The sequence below is a fragment of the Bacillus sp. 1NLA3E genome (genome assembly GCF_000242895.2).
Taxonomy (GTDB): Bacteria; Bacillota; Bacilli; order Bacillales; family Cytobacillaceae; genus Bacillus_BU.
This window is the reverse complement of the sequence record NC_021171.1, coordinates 4,641,224-4,658,094: the sequence shown is the minus strand read 5'-3', so window position 1 is coordinate 4,658,094 and position 16,871 is coordinate 4,641,224. Positions and strand designations below refer to the sequence as shown.

The following is a 16,871-nucleotide window of genomic DNA, read 5'->3' as shown; positions in this document are numbered from 1 at the left end:
ATCTACCATCGATTGTATCGTATTCATGTTTTATCGTACTTAGGTATAAGGATATTTCACATATTATTCAAAATGTAAAGACAAAATATGGACGATTTTATTCTTTTAAGATAATTTTAATAAGTTCGTGGAGGTTGGAATGGCCTAATAATTTTAATCAGAATCCGTCCAAAATGCGGCACTATTTTTTAAAAGGGATAATAGACTTTGACTAAGGGCAATCACTATACTATAATTAGAATGTTATGGGTCGAAAAGCGGAAGCGCCCGGTTAACGACGTATGGACTGGAGCGCACCGACTGAGATAAAGGAAACACGAAGAGCGCTAGCGATTCGATGTTGACTTATCGTAGGGAGGTGGGTGAAGTCCACTAGTCGTTGGGCGCTGGAGCTAGACAGTAATCTAAATTTAAAGTTTATACTTTCTTAATTTTGGAAAAAGGCAGAGCGCCGTTATATAAATATTTAATTGAAATGGATAAGAGGTGAATGGCTATGTTTGATCGTCTTCAAACTGTCGAAGATCGTTATGAAAGGCTGAATGAGCTGCTGAGCGATCCCGATATTGTAAATGATCCGAAAAAATTGCGGGATTTTTCAAAAGAGCAATCAGATATGCAGGATACTGTGCAAACATATCGTCAGTATAAAGAAATAAAAGAACAGATTCAGGATGCAAAGGCCATGCTCGACGAAAAGCTAGATGCTGACATGCGCGAAATGGTAAAAGAAGAATTGAATGAGCTTGAAGGGCAATTAACTACTCTCGAAATTCAGCTTAAACAGCTCCTTATTCCAAAGGATCCGAATGATGACAAAAACGTCATTTTTGAAATTCGTGGAGCAGCAGGCGGAGATGAAGCGGCATTATTTGCTGGGACACTTTACCGGATGTATAGTCGCTATGCTGACTTACAAGGCTGGAAAACAGAAGTGGTCGAAGCAAACCCAACCGGTCTAGGCGGATTTAAAGAGATTATTTTTATGATTAATGGTAAAGGTGCCTACTCCAAATTGAAATTTGAAAATGGTGCCCACCGTGTTCAGCGTGTTCCGGAAACGGAATCTGGCGGACGCATTCATACTTCTACTGCCACAGTTGGTTGTTTACCAGAAATAGAAGAAGTAGATGTTGATATCTCCGATAAAGACGTTCGTGTTGATACGTATTGCTCAAGTGGTGCCGGCGGACAGTCCGTAAATACGACCGCGTCAGCAGTTCGAGTCACACATGTTCCAACTGGAATCGTGGTAACCTGTCAGGATGAGAAGTCGCAGCATAAAAACAAGGATAAGGCGATGAAAGTCTTACGCGCCCGTGTAGCTGATAAGTTTCTTCAAGAAGCCCAAGCAGAATACGATCAAGTTCGTAAATCTGCGGTTGGTACCGGCGATCGTTCTGAGCGGATTCGTACTTACAACTTCCCGCAAAACCGGGTCACTGACCATCGTATTGGCTTAACGATTCAAAAGCTTGATCAAATAATAGAAGGCAAAATCGATGACATTATCGATGCATTAATTATGGAAGATCAATCCAGCAAACTGGAGTCTGCCTCAGATGAGTAAAATATATGAAGCCCTCCAGTGGGCTTCTTCTTTTTTAGTTGCTTCTGGTCGGGATGAGAATGCGGGAGAATTATTGTTGCGCCATTTTGCCGGGATGACGAGGTCGCAGCTTTTTGCCAATATGCAGGAGAGTTTGGATGACGACGTCCTTGTTGCGTTTCGGGAAGCGGTGGCTGAGCACGTGGCTGGTCGGCCCATTCAATATATGATCGGCGCTGAGGAGTTTTACGGTCGGCGCTTTGTTGTGAATGAAGAGGTGCTGATTCCGCGTCCGGAAACTGAAGAGCTAGTATATGAAGTTTTGCAGCGTTTTCGGTCTATTTTTGGAAAAAGTAAAGCAGTTGACCTTGTCGACATCGGGACCGGTAGTGGAGCGATTGCCGTTACGCTGAAGTTGGAAGCCCCGGAGTTGGTTGTGACGGCAAGCGATTTAGCCGAGGAATCGTTGCTGGTGGCACGAGGGAATGCTGAGAAGCTAGGAGCAGATGTCGAATTTGTTCATGGCGATTTATTGCAGCCGTTTATTGTGGCTGGACGCAGGTTTGATGTGGTGATTTCGAATCCACCATATATTCCTGTCGGAGATATGAACGAAATGTCTGAGGTAGTGACCGAGCATGAGCCGCATCGCGCCTTGTTTGCTGGCGAAGATGGATTGGATCTGTATCGGCGTTTTATGGTGGAATTACCGCTGGTTTTGAAAAGTACAGCACTAGTCGGGTTCGAAGTAGGTGCTGGTCAAAGTGAGGCTGTGGTGGAGATGTTGCGAGTAGCATTCCCACAAGCAGCTGTCGATATCGTTTTTGATATAAACGGCAAGGACCGCATGGTGTTTGCGACGATAAAAGAATAATGTGATGGGTTTGTTGGGACGCTGCGATACTTCTGTGTATCGTGGCGTTTTTTTATGGAAAGACTGTGTTAAAGCTCAATGTTGATTGGAGTGGAAGGTGCGAGACTCCTGCGGGAGCAGCGGGACAGGTGAGACCCCACAGGCGCTTCGCCGAGGAGGCTCACCGCCCGCCCCACGGAAAGCGAGCAACTGGAGCGGAAATCAACCACACTTCTCTTTTGGCACATAGCAAAGAAGTTTACGAAAACAGCAATTTTTTCATTTTACTAGTTTAAGATTCTTTCGTCCTGTCCACAATGTGTAGTGAGGGGACGGTGGCGAGAGAGATGAAAAAGAAATTAATCAGTTCATATTTAATCCTGTTATCATTAGCAACGATTTTTAATTTATATATTCCAAAAAACGAGGTAACCGCAAAAGAGGATGTCGTCATTCCAAATGAGGCGATCCGACTAAGAATTTTAGCAAACAGCGACTCGAAGCATGACCAACAACTAAAACGTAAAGTAAGAGACGCAGTCAATCTTGAAATTACCAAATGGGTTCAGGACCTAACTTCAATAGAAGAAGCAAGAACAGTCATCAAAGGCCATCTTCCAGAAATTCAAAAGATTGCCGAACAGGTTGTAGCCGACGAAAATGAAACACAAGCTGTAACAGCAACATTTGGTAAGGTTCAGTTTCCAACGAAATTATATGGTCAGTTCCTTTATCCAGCTGGAGAATATGAAGCCATTTTAATCACGCTTGGGGACGGGAAAGGGGCAAATTGGTGGTGTGTCCTATTTCCACCATTATGTTTCCTAGATTTCTCAAACGGAGTCGCCGTTAGTGATGGATTTGACGAAAAGAAAAAAGACCATACTTCAAGCAAAACAACAACAGAAGAAAAAACAAAACCAACTGCCAAACCACAAACAAAAGAAAAGATAACAAATAATACTGAAGTAAAAAATGAAAAGACTAAGGAAGGCAAAATCGACCCGAAGACAGAAAAACAACAAAAGCAAACCAACACGGCTGCAAAAGCAACAGATGAAAATCAACAAGTCGTAACGAAAACAGAAACCAACACGGCTGACCAAAAGCCAGTTTACACTGAAAAAGATGAAGATGATGTCGAAGTGAAGTTTTTCGTGAAAGAGCTGTGGACGAAGCTGTTTTAAGCAGAGTTTTGCACAATTTGTTCCATGATTTGCTTACTTACCCACCACTAACATATTTTCACTGTGGATAACTCGCTTTTTATGGAAATAAAGCTGGAAAACAGCAAAATATCCACAAAGTTATCCACTGTTTTACCCCTTTTATCCACAATTTGTGGATAAAGCTTGTATTTACCCCCATCTTCTTTTATACTTTCAAAATAAATGAAGGTCAAAATATGGATATATAGACCTATTATTGAAGGTGGATAAAAATGAAAACTTATGTTTGGTCAGTGGATAAGTTTGTGGACAACCTTAAAAGTTACCCACAGATTACACAAGCTGCTAAATTTTTAAAAGATAATGAAGTCATCGCTTTTCCTACGGAAACCGTTTATGGCCTAGGCGGAAATGCTGAAAATAGTGAAGCCGTCGCGAAAATTTTTGCGGCAAAAGGTCGACCTTCTGATAACCCATTAATTATCCATATCGCTGAAATCTCCCAATTAGAGGAGTTTGTTAGCGACGTTCCGCAAGTTGCGGCCGTCCTTATGGAGAAATTCTGGCCGGGGCCATTAACGATTGTATTAAATAAAAAGGAAGGTCAACTTTCTGAGCTGGCTACAGCTGGATTGCCAACGGTTGCCGTTCGAATGCCTGACCATCCGCTAGCGTTAGCGCTAATTAAAGCTTCAGGGCTGCCAATTGCCGCACCTAGCGCCAATCAATCCGGGAAGCCAAGTCCGACTTTAGCTCGACATGTGCATGATGACTTAAATGGGAAAATAGCTGGAATTGTTGATGGCGGTCCCACTGGTGTTGGTTTAGAGTCAACGGTTATTGATTGTACCAATGAAATCCCCGTTATTTTAAGACCAGGTGGTATTACAAAGGAACAGCTTGAAGCGGTGATAGGCGAGGTAGCAGTCGACCCAGCCCTTAAAAATTCAGAAACAGCACCGAAAGCGCCGGGAATGAAGTATACCCATTATGCCCCGAATGCCCCGTTATTTCTCGTTTCAGGGAGCCAAACCTTTCTCCAAAAACTCGTCAGTGAAGCACAGGGAGAAGGGCTTAAAGTGGGAGTCTTAACAACGAAGGAAGCCCAAGACGATTATCAAGCAGATATCGTTTTAGCATGTGGACAGAGAGAAAAGCTAGAATCTGTCGCCGCTTCATTATATGAAACGTTACGAGCATTTAATGAAGCAGAAGTTGGCATTATTTTTAGCGAAATATTCCCAGAAAATGGCGTCGGTGGGGCGATTATGAATCGGCTAACGAAAGCTGCCGGGAATCGAGTGATTACCGAATAGACTCACCCTCAAGTTTCTGATCATCAAGCCTTATTCCCAAACCTCCATCATGCCAAATTGAGATTCTAAACAAACTTGGACTTGCATATGCTTCAATTAGTAAGTCCGAGGGGGCGAAGGAATTGACGGCAATGGTTGGGGAAATTTTCACTTTAAGTATCATGGCTTTTGCCTTGGGGATGGATGCATTCTCCGTCGGCCTAGGAATGGGAATGATTAAGCTAAGACTAAGGCAAATATTCAAAATTGGCATCACAATCGGATTGTTTCATGTATGGATGCCTTTGCTTGGCATGATTACTGGAAGATTCCTTTCAGATAAGTTCGGAACCTTTGCCGGTTATGCGGGTGGAATGCTATTGCTTACCCTCGGCATCCAAATGATATGGTCCAGTTTCAATAGCCCCGATACCAACAGTCTGATTACGCCCGTTGGTTTTGGTTTAATCGTATTTGCATTAAGTGTTAGTCTGGACAGCTTTTCAGTCGGTTTGACACTCGGAATTTACAAAGCCAAAACAGTCGCCGTCCTCGTTTGCTTTGGGATCGCGGCAACTTGCCTGACTTGGGCGGGATTGTTAATCGGTCGCAAGGTTCAAGGCTGGCTTGGAACTTACAGTGAAGCACTTGGTGGTGGTATTTTATTAGGCTTTGGTCTAAAGCTACTATTGCCGATTTAAAAATAATAATGCGACCAGGCTAAACCTTAGTTCGACGACTAAGGTTTTTTATATAGGCTGCGATTGACGTAAGTGCTATATGAATCCATTCATTTTGTCTTATAATAGGATAAAGGAGGACTTTATTTATGGTTCGCATACTTTTTGTTTGTACAGGAAATACATGCCGAAGTCCAATGGCTGAGGCTATTTTAAAAAGTAAAGCAGTCACCGGTGTCGAGGTAAAATCAGCAGGTGTATTTGCTAACAACGGAAGTCCCGCTTCATCCCATGCTCGCGCAGTTCTCAAAGAAAATGACATTTCAGAAGACCATCGCTCATCGATGTTAACGGATGCTGAGATCAATTGGGCAACTTATATTTTTACGATGACAACGAGTCACAAAACGTCCGTGGTCAGGCAGTTCCCCAATGCGCTTGAAAAAACCTTTACCTTAAAAGAATATGCAGGCACTACTTTTAATAAAGATATTGTCGATCCATACGGTGGTCCGCTTGAACTTTATCGTGATACATTTTTAGATATCCAAACGACAATCGACAAAATCATCGAGCGCTTAACTTTGGAAGCTAATTGATTTGGATTGAATTATAGCCTTAATAGTGGCAAAATAGTGGAATATAGTAGCGGGATAACCTAGAATCATACTTTTTATGAAAGGCTATGTTAAAGATCATTATTGATTTTTTGCACAATGTTGATTGGAGTGGAAGGCGCGAAGACTCCTGCGGGAGCAGCGGGACAGGTGAGACCCCACAGGCGCTTAAGCGCCGAGGAGGCTCACCGCCCGCCCCGCGGAAAGCGAAGCGCCTGGAACGGAAATCAACATTCTAGTTTAACAGAGCCTAATGAAAAAATGGAGGTAAATAGAATGAAAGTAGCAATTGCATCAGATCATGGCGGAGTAGTTCTGCGCGAAGAAATTAAAAAATTAATGGACGAAATGGAAATTCAATATGACGATTTTGGCTGTGACTGCGGAACGTCTGTTGACTACCCTGATTATGCCTTGCCGGTAGCGCAAAAAGTGGCAAATGGTGAGTATGACCGTGGAATCTTAATTTGTGGTACGGGAATTGGCATGAGCATCGCTGCCAACAAGGTAAAGGGCATCCGTTGCGCCCTCGTTCATGATGTATTTAGCGCCATTGCTACCCGTCAACACAATGATAGCAACATTTTAGCGATGGGAGAGCGTGTTATCGGTCCGGGCCTTGCCCGTGAAATCGCCAAAACCTGGTTAAAGACAGAATTTGAAGGCGGCCGTCACTTAAATCGAATCAATAAAATAACTGACATCGAAAAAGCAGAGAAATAACATAATGAGCGCCACAGGTTTATAATAGAAGTATCTTAATAGTATTTTGGCATCGTAGATTGGCGACGGAAAGGAGACAGCTTCAAATGTCAGTTCATTCTTGGGAAATCCAACTTACCGGTATTTTAGAAAGCTTTTTAGAACAAGTGGAGCTAAAGCCTGGGAATTTGGTTGTTATCGGCTGTAGTACAAGCGAAGTCATTGGCGCAAAAATTGGAACTGCTGGATCATTTGAAGTGGCAGAAATGATTTTTCGATTATTATCTGACTATCAGGAGAAAATCGGCTTCAGGCTTGCCTTCCAATGCTGTGAACATCTAAACCGGGCCATTGTTCTGGAACGTGAAACGGCACGGGAGCGACAACTTGAAGAAGTCTCGGTGATTCCAGTTAGAAATGCTGGCGGTGCGATGGCAACTTATGCCTTCGAACACATGAACGACCCAATTGTGGTTGAGACCATCAAGGCCGACGCTGGCATCGATATCGGCGAAACGCTGATTGGTATGCACTTAAAGCATGTTGCTGTTCCAATCAGAGTCGAGCAAAAAACGGTTGGTGGCGCCCATGTAACTTTAGCCAAAACTCGTCCGAAGTTAATCGGCGGCGGGCGTGCCGTCTATGAACGAACCGTCGACAATACGACTTGTCATTAATGTTCATATCAGACTAGAGGGTAAGTGCAGCGGGAATGTACTTACCCTTTTTTTGGATTTGTGCCCAAAAGTGGTATCGGAAAATAAAAGTTGGAATCGGCAAATAAAATAGTAAATCGGTGAATAAAATTGCTTCCGGGTGAAAACGGGCAATCAAATTCAAAATGAATCCGTTTACTTTTGTCAAATACCGCTTTCTTTCTTTCTTTTTAGACAAAAACCGTGTAAAATGTAATAGAATTTTCAAATAATAGTTCGGAAATTAAGCATTTTTTACATAAAAAGGAGGATATATATGAAACATTTGGCTTCTCAAGACGAACAAGTATACAATGCGATTCAAAAAGAGTTAGGACGTCAACGTAATAATATCGAATTGATTGCTTCTGAAAACTTTGTAAGTGAAGCGGTTATGGAGGCACAAGGCTCCGTATTAACAAACAAATATGCAGAAGGCTACCCTGGTAAACGTTACTACGGTGGTTGTGAATTCGTCGACGTTGCTGAGGATATTGCTCGTGATCGTGCGAAACAAATCTTCGGTGCAGAACATGTCAACGTGCAACCGCACTCCGGTGCCCAAGCTAACATGGCTGTTTACTATTCCATTCTTAAGCATGGCGATACTGTGCTTGGAATGAATCTTTCCATGGGCGGACATTTAACTCATGGGAGCCCAGTAAACTTCAGTGGACTTCAATTTAACTTTATTGAATATGGTGTCGATAAAGAAACTCATTACATCGATTATGACGATGTTCGGGCCAAAGCGCTTGAGCACAAGCCGAAATTAATCGTTGCTGGTGCCAGTGCTTATCCTCGTGTCATCGATTTTGCTAAATTCCGCGAAATCGCTGATGAAGTCGGAGCTTATTTAATGGTTGATATGGCTCACATTGCCGGTTTAGTTGCAGCGGGCTTACATCCAAGCCCAGTGCCATACGCTGAATTTGTTACAACAACTACTCACAAAACATTACGCGGTCCTCGTGGCGGGATGATCCTTTGTCGCGAAGAGTTTGCGAAAGCAATTGATAAATCAATCTTCCCTGGAGTTCAAGGTGGCCCGTTAATGCACGTTATCGCAGCAAAAGCTGTTGCATTTGGCGAAGCTCTTCAAGACAACTTCAAGGATTATGCAAAAAATATTATTGCTAATGCGGCTCGCTTAGCTGAAGGCTTACAAAAAGAAGGCGTAGCTCTTGTTTCCGGCGGAACAGACAACCACCTTTTATTAGTGGATTTACGTTCGCTTGACCTAACTGGAAAAGTTGCTGAAAAGGTGCTTGACGAAGTTGGAATCACTGTTAATAAAAATACCATTCCATACGATCCACAAAGCCCATTCGTAACAAGCGGGATCCGTATCGGTACTGCCGCTGCTACATCACGTGGTTTTGGTTTAGCGGAAATGGACGAAATCGCGTCAATTATTGGCTTCACACTTAAAAACCATGAAGATGAAGCAAAATTAGCAGAAGCAAAAGCACGCGTAACTGCTTTAACAAGCAAATTCCCGTTATACCCTGAATACTAAAATTTTGTTGCTAAAATCGGCTTCCTTTGGGGAGCCGTTTTTTTGTGGTGCGATGAACGATCTTTATTTTTAAAAAAAGAAAGGTTGAACGTTGTTGCTTACCGAAGTTTTTTTCTGTAAAATTAAACGAAGTGTAGTTTCATGATTTTACATAGTACGACAATTTTTGATAAGCGAAGGAGCGATAGTTATGGCAAAAGTATATGTATTCGATCATCCACTCATCCAGCACAAGCTTACATACATTCGTGATAAGTCTACAGGGACAAAGGAATTCCGCGAACTTGTTGATGAAGTAGCAACGTTAATGGCGTTTGAAATCACTCGTGATATGCATCTCGAGGATATTGAAATCGAAACTCCAGTTAGTGTGACTAAGTCTAAGGTTTTATCTGGGAAAAAAATCGGTGTTGTTCCAATTTTGCGTGCCGGGCTTGGAATGGTTGACGGAATTCTAAAAGTAATTCCAGCCGCAAAGGTAGGGCATATTGGCCTTTACCGCGATCCGGAAACGTTAATGCCGGTTGAATATTACATTAAATTACCGAGCGATGTGGAAGAGCGCGACTTTATCGTCGTTGATCCGATGCTTGCAACTGGCGGTTCAGCTATTGATGCGATTCATTCTATCAAGAAACGCGGCGCTCAGCATATCAAATTTATGTGCTTAATCGCTTCACCTGAGGGCGTGGAAGCTTTAAAGCTGGCGCACCCAGATGTTGATATTTATATCGCTGCGCTTGATGAAAAACTCAATGATCACGGTTATATCGTACCTGGACTAGGCGACGCAGGCGACCGCTTATTTGGAACGAAGTAATATAGGGGCGACCTGTGCCGAATTGAGGTGCGGGTCGTCATTTTTTTAGTGAATTAATTTCGTTTTTGGAACAAAAATGGAAGCGATTAGTTTTTATTTCAAACAAACTGCCGAGCGTCCGGAAGTGTTTCGGGGTTAAGACTGAAAAAAACAAGGTTGACCAATCGAGTGGTCGGCCTTGTTTTGTTTTTTTGAACGAAAATAGGTGAAAATGGACCGCTGTACTTGGTAATTTTTGGTGATTGGTCGATAAATCTTGGGAAGCGGCCGATAAAAATCGTAAAGTGGCCGACAAATTTCAGATAGCGGTCGATAAAATCTTCAAAGCGGCCGAAAAAAATTCCGCCATCAAAAATATACAATTAGATGGTCATCTTAGCAGGGATTCTACCTGTAAAATCGAAATAAATAGGTAATCTTTCATAGGGAGGAATCATTTTGATCGTTAAACCACGAAAAATTCCAGATATTGTCCTTGAAATCGACGCAATCTTAAACAGGCTCGCCTTTTTTCACCCTAAACGGCCATGGCTCGAAGAAGATCGGAAAAGCTATTTGACGGGTTATCGAGGGGAACTTCAAGTCGACTACCATCTGGAGTTAATTGACAATGATAACATGCTAATTTTCGCAGATCTTCGCCTTATACATCAAAATCAAGCCTTCCAAATGGACACCCTCATTATTTGCCCTTATTTTATTCTTATTATCGAATCTAAAAACATCGCTGGAACATTAACTTTTGAAAAGGATTCAACCCAAATGATTAGAGAACTAGACGGCAAGAAACAAGGCTTTAAAAATCCGCTCGTTCAAGTTGCAAGGCAAAAAGAGCAATTAATGGGCTGGCTTAAAAAGCGTAAAATTCCACTTATCCCCGTAGAAGACCTCGTCGGAATCGCAGACCGGAGAACCGTAATTATTACATCAGATAACAATAGAGCTATTTTTAAAAAAATAATCCATGTCGATATCCTTAACGAAAAAATTAAACAATTCGAAGCCACCCACACCCAAAACCCATTAAGCAAAAAACAGTTACATAAGCTGAAAAATCTCCTCCTGAGAGAGCACACTCCAGCTCCGCCAAGCATCCTGAAAAAACAAAATATAGGTGAATCAGAAATAATAATAGGAATACAATGTCCAATCTGCAAGCAGTTCTCACTAAGACGCCAAATTCAAAGCTGGTATTGTTCTAAATGCCAATCCTATTCAAAAAATGGCCATATACAAGCCGTTTACGATTATTTTCTTATTAAGAACACAACAATTTCGAATAAAGAGTGCAGAGAATTTTTAAAGCTAGAATGCCCAAATCTCGCCAAAAAACTCCTCGTGCGAATGAAGCTTCCCATCTCCGGCTCCAACAAAAACCGTCTATATCACCGTCCCCCTAATCTTTAAATATGTATATTTCCCAGTCAAACTGAGGACCCTAACGAAAAAAGGAGTTCCCCTTATGCGTAAACTAACTTATGTTATCCTCCTACAATTCATCCTGTTCGCACTCACCGGAATCAAAACCCAATCGCGCATCGTGGTTCATCCGGTACTCTCGTCTAAACAGGCCCAATTGCGGTCGCCAAAGTCGGCAGAACACAACCATTCCCGCCCCCTAATCCATCCGCCAATTCCAACCGAACTACCCCAGACTGAAAAAATAGCCATAGTCATGCTCGACAAACCGCAATCACCACAAGAAATTCTAGCCCAATTCCCGACACTAAAACTAAGGTATACCTTTGAGCATGCCCTAATCGGATTTTCCGTTAAAGGCACAATTGAAACACTGCAGCAACTTGCCAAACATACAAATATCCTTAACATTTCGCCGGTCAATAACTATCAGGTAGAGAGAATTAGCCCTATATTCCAGCCCGAACCCAACAACGAAAACCTGAAAATCATTGGAGGGGACGAAGCTCGAGGACTTTACGACCAAAACAATCAGCGCATTACCGGTAAAGGAGTAACGGTAGGCGTCATTGATACCGGGATCGACTATACTCACCCTGATTTACAGGCCAACTTCAAGGGCGGACAAGACTTTGTTGACGGCGACTCTGATCCAATGGAAACAAAGGGGATAGCCGGAGCATCAACCCTGCACGGAACTCATGTTGCTGGAATCATTGCCGCAAATGGAAAAATAAAAGGCGTCGCCCCGGAAGCTAATATTATTGCTTACCGTGCTTTGGGACCTGGAGGGAGTGGCACAACAGAACAAGTAATTGCCGCCATCGAGCAAGCAATCAAAGACCGCGTCGATATTGTGAACCTATCACTGGGGAATAATGTCAACGGACCAGACCTGCCGATAAGTCTAGCCTTAAATCATGCTGTCGAAAAGGGAATAACAGCCGTAACATCATCCGGAAATTCGGGACCCAATCGTTGGACTGTTGGCTCACCAGGGACAGCAGCTAAGGCAATCTCAGTGGGAGCTTCGACACCGCCTCAGGAAATCCCCTACTTACAAATAACTGGGAACCAAGCGCCAATAAGAATGGAGCCGTTACAAGGGTCACCGGAATGGAACCAATCCATACACACAAACCTAGCCTTCGGAGGTCTAGGTCGAATGGAAGAACTAAACGATGTTAAGGAAAAAATAGTTATGCTAAAACGAGGCCAGCTTACTTTTACCCAAAAAGTAAAAAACGCAGCTAAGGCAGGGGCGGCAGCGGTCATTATTTCCAATAATACAAAAGGGAGCTTTAGCGGTAACCTCAAGGAAACAGTTCCGATTCCCGTGGCGGCGATTTCAAAGCAGGATGGGGAAATGATTCGAAAAATAGACCCAAGCAGTGCTCGGACTATATTAATAGAAGAAAAGGATATTCTTGCCGACTTTAGCTCGCGCGGACCGGTAACCGGAACATGGGAAATAAAGCCCGATGTGGTTGCTCCCGGTGTGGCCATCAATAGTACGATTCCTGGTGGATATCTCTCACTTCAAGGGACAAGTATGGCGGCACCGCACGTGGCCGGGGCTTGTGCCCTCATTAAACAAGCCCATCCTAATTGGGGTCCGGATGAAATTAAGGCTGCCCTAATGAATACCGCCAAGCCCATCACAAATCAAAACGGGCAGGAATACAAAACGTTCGAACAGGGTTCCGGTAGAATCCAGCCGCTCCAGGCCATTAAGTTGGAAACACTGGTTTTACCGGGATCACTGCAGTTTGGGAAATTTAAGCTTGCTGACAATCTGCATCAGCATCAGGCTTTTGTAAAAATAAAAAATGTAAGCGACACGGATAAAAATTATTATTTTACCATACCAAAACAGGAGCAAGGACTCCAATGGGATTTTCCGCTCTCAATCAAATTGAAACCACATGAAGAAAAGCAAATTCCCATCCGCATGACGGTGAATGCTGATCAATTTACAAAAAAAATATATGATGGTTATCTTCAGTTAAATGAAGGCTCAAATCAAATTAAAATACCGTATATTTATGTGTTGGAAGAACCAGATTACCCCCGGGTGATGGGGTTTGAATTTGGAAATGCTGATAAAGAGAATACGTATCGATATGAGGTGTATTTGCCTGGTGGTGCCGATGAATTTGGAATCGCGTTGTTCCATCCAAGCAACTTCCAATTTGTTGGCTATTTAGATTGGCAAAGGAACGTACCGATCGGCGCTCTGGAAAAAGAAATAAGTAAGACGAAGCTACCAGTAGAAGGACTGTATATCGCTAAGGTGTTTGCAAGAAAATCCGGGAAGGAGGACATGATTGAAGCGATGGTTGAAATCCTACCAGAAAGTGGAGAAAGTCAGTTTGGGAAAAAATAAAACAAGACCCAGGCAGTGCGCCTGGGTCCAATTTAAAATAAATTATGAAAATTGAAAATTTAGTGACAGAATTCCCTTTTTAACATTGACATTGATGGGGGGCTATTGTATGCTAACAAAGGGAATAAAATGACAGGGTTTACAAAGCTTTGTATTGACCTTTTACACTTCTAATACATAGTTTTCATTGGGCATCTGCACAACCGATATGACCATTCTCCTAACGAGAGGATGCGCTTTAATGCGTCGAAAAAACCGCAACCCACTTCAATCAATGGCATTAATGTCTGGAATTCTTTCACAACTAGTCGGGTCTATTTTGATTGGCATTTTCGCAGGAAGATGGCTAGATCGATGGGTAGGAACCGAGCCACTTTTCCTTATTATTGGACTTCTTTTAGGATTAGCTGCAGGAGTTTTTGCTATGCTGCACCTCGTCAATCAATTCTTCTCAGGAGATTAACCAGCTATGTCAGATTTTAAAGCAATGTATAAACGTGAGCAAAAATACATATTTTTTTTACTGGCATTCTATTGTATAGGGTGGGGGGTTACCTCCTATAAGTCTGTATTTTTAGGACTTATCCTAGGGACAAGCTTAAGCTTATACAATTTATGGATGATGGCGAGAAAATCCGACAAGTTTGGCGATGCCGTCCTACAGGGGAAAAAGGTCCGTTCACTCGGTTCATTTTCACGAATGGCCACTGCGGCTTTAGCTGTGATGATATCCCTTAAATTTCCTGATTCATTTCATCTTATTTCTGTTGTATTGGGATTAATGACATCTTATATTGTCATTATGATAGATTTTTTTCTTCAGTCTTTTCATTTACATAAATAGTCGGGAAGAGAGGTGAATACTGTTGCATCATGAAGCTCCTATTAAAGAATTCCTCGGGCTCAATTTTAACTTGGCCAATATTTTGATGATTACGGTCGCGTGTGCGATTGTCTTTTTAATCGCTATAATATCAACTCGTAAATTGGCGATGAAACCGACCGGAATGCAAAATTTCCTTGAATGGGTCATGGATTTTGTTAAAGGCATTATTGATAGCACCATGGATTGGAAAACTGGTGGTAGATTCCATGTGCTTGGAATTACAATAATGATGTATGTGTTTGTATCAAACATGTTAGGACTACCATTTTCTGTTGTTTATGACGGTAAGTTATGGTGGAAATCACCAACGGCAGATCCAGTCGTAACCTTAACACTAGCCACTATGGTGGTTGCGCTTTCGCACTATTATGGTGTGAAAATGAGAGGGACAAAAGCATATGGGAAGGAATTCCTTAAGCCATTTGCATTTATGTTTCCGATTAAAATTATTGAAGAGTTTGCTAATACACTAACTCTTGGTCTTCGACTTTACGGGAATATTTACGCAGGTGAAATTTTACTTGGGTTACTTTCCGCAGGTCTTGCTACCGGCGTAGGTGGTACTATTGCCGCAATCGTGCCAATGTTGGCATGGCAAGGATTCTCAGTTTTTGTTGGCGCAATCCAAGCATTTATTTTTACTATGTTAACGATGGTTTATCTGTCTCACAAAGTGAGCAGCGACCATTAATATATACGTTGTTCAGTAAATGAACATGTTTATAATCTATTTTTTTTACACAATTGAAGGAGGAACTTTATAATGGGTCTTTTAGCAGCAGCAATCGCAATCGGTTTAGCAGCACTAGGTGCTGGTATTGGTAATGGTCTTATCGTATCTCGTACAGTAGAAGGAATTGCACGTCAACCAGAAGCACGTGGAATTCTACAAACTACAATGTTCATCGGGGTAGCTTTAGTTGAGGCGATTCCTATCATCGCGGTTGTTATCGCGTTCATGGTTCAAGGTCAATAATATTTTTCGTAAAAGACGTTCAATAATGGCGAAGATCATTCCATGAGAACCTTCGCCATTCTCTTATGTCCATTTTGGCGAAAAAACAAGCTTATGTTTTGTTGGCGACACTAGTTCGCCACTGTATTTCTGATTTGTTTTTAACAATATTACGGGATTCATATACATGAACCTTATCGTTGAAAGTGAACGACTCTTGAAGGGAGTGAATCGAGGGTGTTAACAAGCAGTTTAGTTTTAGGAGCAGCTGAAAGTGCAGCTCATACCGGCTTTAATGGTGGAGACATCATTTTCCAATTAGTAATGTTTATCATCTTGTTAGCATTGTTGAAGAAATACGCATGGGGTCCGCTTATGGGTATCATGGATCAACGTGCAAGCCACGTTGCTTCTGAAATTGATGCAGCTGAAAAAAGCCGCAGCGAAGCCAACAAGATTTTAGATGAGCAAAGAGCTCTTTTAAAAGAGGCTCGTCAAGAAGCACACGTATTGATTGAAAATGCGAAAAAACAAGGCGATATTCAACGTGAAGAAATAATTATTGCTGCTCGTGCTGAATCCGAGCGTCTTAAAGAAGCAGCTAAGCGTGACATTGAGCAACAAAAAGAAAATGCTGTTACCGCTATTCGCGAACAAGTGGCATCTTTATCTGTATTAATTGCGTCGAAAGTAATTGAAAAAGAACTTACGGCTCAAGATCAAGAAAAACTTATTAGTGAGTATATCCAAGAGGCAGGAGAGAAACGATGAGCAACTCAGCAGTAGCAAAACGCTATGCGATAGCTCTTTTCCAGCTTTCAAAGGAACACCAGCTTCTTGACCAGATGGAGAAAGAACTTCGTATAGTTAAAGAGGTCGTGACAAGTACTCCGGGGTTAACCGCTTTATTAAAATCTCCAAAGCTTTCAAAAGAAAAGAAGAAAGAGATTTTAACTGAAGCATTTTCATCGGTAAGTCCTTATGTCTTAAATACGTTAATGATTATGATCGATCGCCATCGTGAAGACAACTTCACTGGTTTGGCAGATCAATTTATTGAGCTTGCGAATGAAGAAAGAGGAATCGCTGAAGCAAAGGTTTACTCGATTCGCCCATTAACGGCAGACGAGAGCACTGCTATATCATCCTCTTTTGCAAGCAAGGTTGGAAAAAAATCTCTTCTTATTGATAATATCGTTGATTCCAATTTACTTGGTGGCGTTAAGCTACGAATTGGAAACCGGATTTTCGACGGCAGCCTGCGTGGAAAGCTGGAACGATTAGGACGTCAATTGCTAGGCTAAGATTCGTAGATAGGGGTGAAAC

General features: G+C 42.2%; 19 protein-coding genes. 18 read left to right on the top strand and 1 reads right to left on the bottom strand.

Translation table 11 applies throughout. The features are described 5' to 3' along the window. Positions 1-496: 496 nt before the first annotated feature. From prfA to upp, 10 genes are all read left to right on the top strand, one after another. Positions 497-1,570 carry a peptide chain release factor 1 gene (prfA, locus tag B1NLA3E_RS22340; protein ID WP_015596087.1) on the top strand — a complete coding sequence of 358 codons (1,074 nt, stop codon included), beginning with the start codon at positions 497-499 and terminating at the stop codon, positions 1,568-1,570. Next, the gene (gene prmC / locus B1NLA3E_RS22335) at positions 1,563-2,423 is read left to right on the top strand and encodes a peptide chain release factor N(5)-glutamine methyltransferase (protein ID WP_015596086.1); all 861 of its coding nucleotides are present in this window, start codon (positions 1,563-1,565) and stop codon (positions 2,421-2,423) included. The genes prfA and prmC overlap by 8 nt, the downstream gene beginning before the upstream one ends. A 326-nt stretch (positions 2,424-2,749) precedes the next feature. Next, entirely contained in the window at positions 2,750-3,589 is an 840-nt protein-coding gene (spoIIR, locus tag B1NLA3E_RS22330; protein ID WP_015596085.1) for a stage II sporulation protein R, read from the top strand. A 254-nt stretch (positions 3,590-3,843) separates the two neighbouring features. Continuing rightward, the gene (locus B1NLA3E_RS22325; RefSeq protein ID WP_015596084.1) at positions 3,844-4,887 is read left to right on the top strand and encodes an L-threonylcarbamoyladenylate synthase; all 1,044 of its coding nucleotides are present in this window, start codon (positions 3,844-3,846) and stop codon (positions 4,885-4,887) included. 131 nt (positions 4,888-5,018) lie between these two features. Beyond that, complete coding sequence (locus B1NLA3E_RS22320; protein ID WP_015596083.1) at positions 5,019-5,567, top strand: manganese efflux pump MntP; 549 nt, start codon at positions 5,019-5,021, stop codon at positions 5,565-5,567. Positions 5,568-5,695: 128 nt separating this feature from the next. Continuing rightward, positions 5,696-6,145 (top strand): low molecular weight protein arginine phosphatase, encoded by a 450-nt coding sequence (locus tag B1NLA3E_RS22315; protein ID WP_041580796.1) that lies wholly within the window; start codon positions 5,696-5,698, stop codon positions 6,143-6,145. A gap of 294 nt (positions 6,146-6,439) precedes the next feature. Then, entirely contained in the window at positions 6,440-6,886 is a 447-nt protein-coding gene (gene rpiB, locus B1NLA3E_RS22310; protein WP_015596081.1) for a ribose 5-phosphate isomerase B, read from the top strand. A gap of 86 nt (positions 6,887-6,972) precedes the next feature. Next, entirely contained in the window at positions 6,973-7,542 is a 570-nt protein-coding gene (locus tag B1NLA3E_RS22305; protein WP_015596080.1) for a TIGR01440 family protein, read from the top strand. Between the two features lie 295 nt (positions 7,543-7,837). After that, positions 7,838-9,079: a serine hydroxymethyltransferase gene (gene glyA / locus B1NLA3E_RS22300; protein WP_015596079.1), complete on the top strand. Its 1,242-nt coding sequence runs from the start codon at positions 7,838-7,840 to the stop codon at positions 9,077-9,079. 190 nt (positions 9,080-9,269) lie between these two features. Continuing rightward, the gene (upp, locus tag B1NLA3E_RS22295; RefSeq protein ID WP_015596078.1) at positions 9,270-9,899 is read left to right on the top strand and encodes a uracil phosphoribosyltransferase; all 630 of its coding nucleotides are present in this window, start codon (positions 9,270-9,272) and stop codon (positions 9,897-9,899) included. 98 nt (positions 9,900-9,997) lie between these two features. On the opposite strand, the gene B1NLA3E_RS25040 is transcribed toward upp, so the two are convergent. Then, positions 9,998-10,261: a hypothetical protein gene (locus tag B1NLA3E_RS25040; protein ID WP_144061529.1), complete on the bottom strand. Its 264-nt coding sequence runs from the start codon at positions 10,259-10,261 to the stop codon at positions 9,998-10,000. 76 nt (positions 10,262-10,337) lie between these two features. Between B1NLA3E_RS25040 and B1NLA3E_RS22290 the strand changes: the two genes are divergently transcribed. The 8 genes from B1NLA3E_RS22290 to B1NLA3E_RS22255 all read left to right on the top strand — a co-directional run bounded on the left by B1NLA3E_RS22290 (position 10,338) and on the right by B1NLA3E_RS22255 (position 16,849). After that, positions 10,338-11,306 carry a nuclease-related domain-containing protein gene (locus tag B1NLA3E_RS22290; RefSeq protein WP_015596077.1) on the top strand — a complete coding sequence of 323 codons (969 nt, stop codon included), beginning with the start codon at positions 10,338-10,340 and terminating at the stop codon, positions 11,304-11,306. Positions 11,307-11,361: 55 nt separating this feature from the next. Beyond that, entirely contained in the window at positions 11,362-13,704 is a 2,343-nt protein-coding gene (locus tag B1NLA3E_RS22285; protein WP_015596076.1) for a S8 family serine peptidase, read from the top strand. A gap of 241 nt (positions 13,705-13,945) precedes the next feature. Continuing rightward, complete coding sequence (locus tag B1NLA3E_RS22280; RefSeq protein WP_015596075.1) at positions 13,946-14,167, top strand: AtpZ/AtpI family protein; 222 nt, start codon at positions 13,946-13,948, stop codon at positions 14,165-14,167. Between the two features lie 6 nt (positions 14,168-14,173). Next, positions 14,174-14,548, top strand: coding sequence for an ATP synthase subunit I (locus tag B1NLA3E_RS22275; protein ID WP_015596074.1), 375 nt, complete (start codon positions 14,174-14,176; stop codon positions 14,546-14,548). Positions 14,549-14,570: 22 nt separating this feature from the next. Beyond that, on the top strand, positions 14,571-15,281 hold the full coding sequence (gene atpB, locus B1NLA3E_RS22270) for a F0F1 ATP synthase subunit A (protein ID WP_015596073.1): 711 nt from the start codon (positions 14,571-14,573) through the stop codon (positions 15,279-15,281). Between the two features lie 72 nt (positions 15,282-15,353). After that, on the top strand, positions 15,354-15,566 hold the full coding sequence (atpE, locus tag B1NLA3E_RS22265) for a F0F1 ATP synthase subunit C (protein WP_015596072.1): 213 nt from the start codon (positions 15,354-15,356) through the stop codon (positions 15,564-15,566). Between the two features lie 216 nt (positions 15,567-15,782). Then, positions 15,783-16,316 (top strand): F0F1 ATP synthase subunit B, encoded by a 534-nt coding sequence (atpF, locus tag B1NLA3E_RS22260; RefSeq protein WP_015596071.1) that lies wholly within the window; start codon positions 15,783-15,785, stop codon positions 16,314-16,316. Further along, positions 16,313-16,849: a F0F1 ATP synthase subunit delta gene (locus tag B1NLA3E_RS22255; protein WP_015596070.1), complete on the top strand. Its 537-nt coding sequence runs from the start codon at positions 16,313-16,315 to the stop codon at positions 16,847-16,849. Before atpF ends, B1NLA3E_RS22255 begins: the two co-directional genes overlap by 4 nt. Positions 16,850-16,871 lie beyond the last annotated feature (22 nt).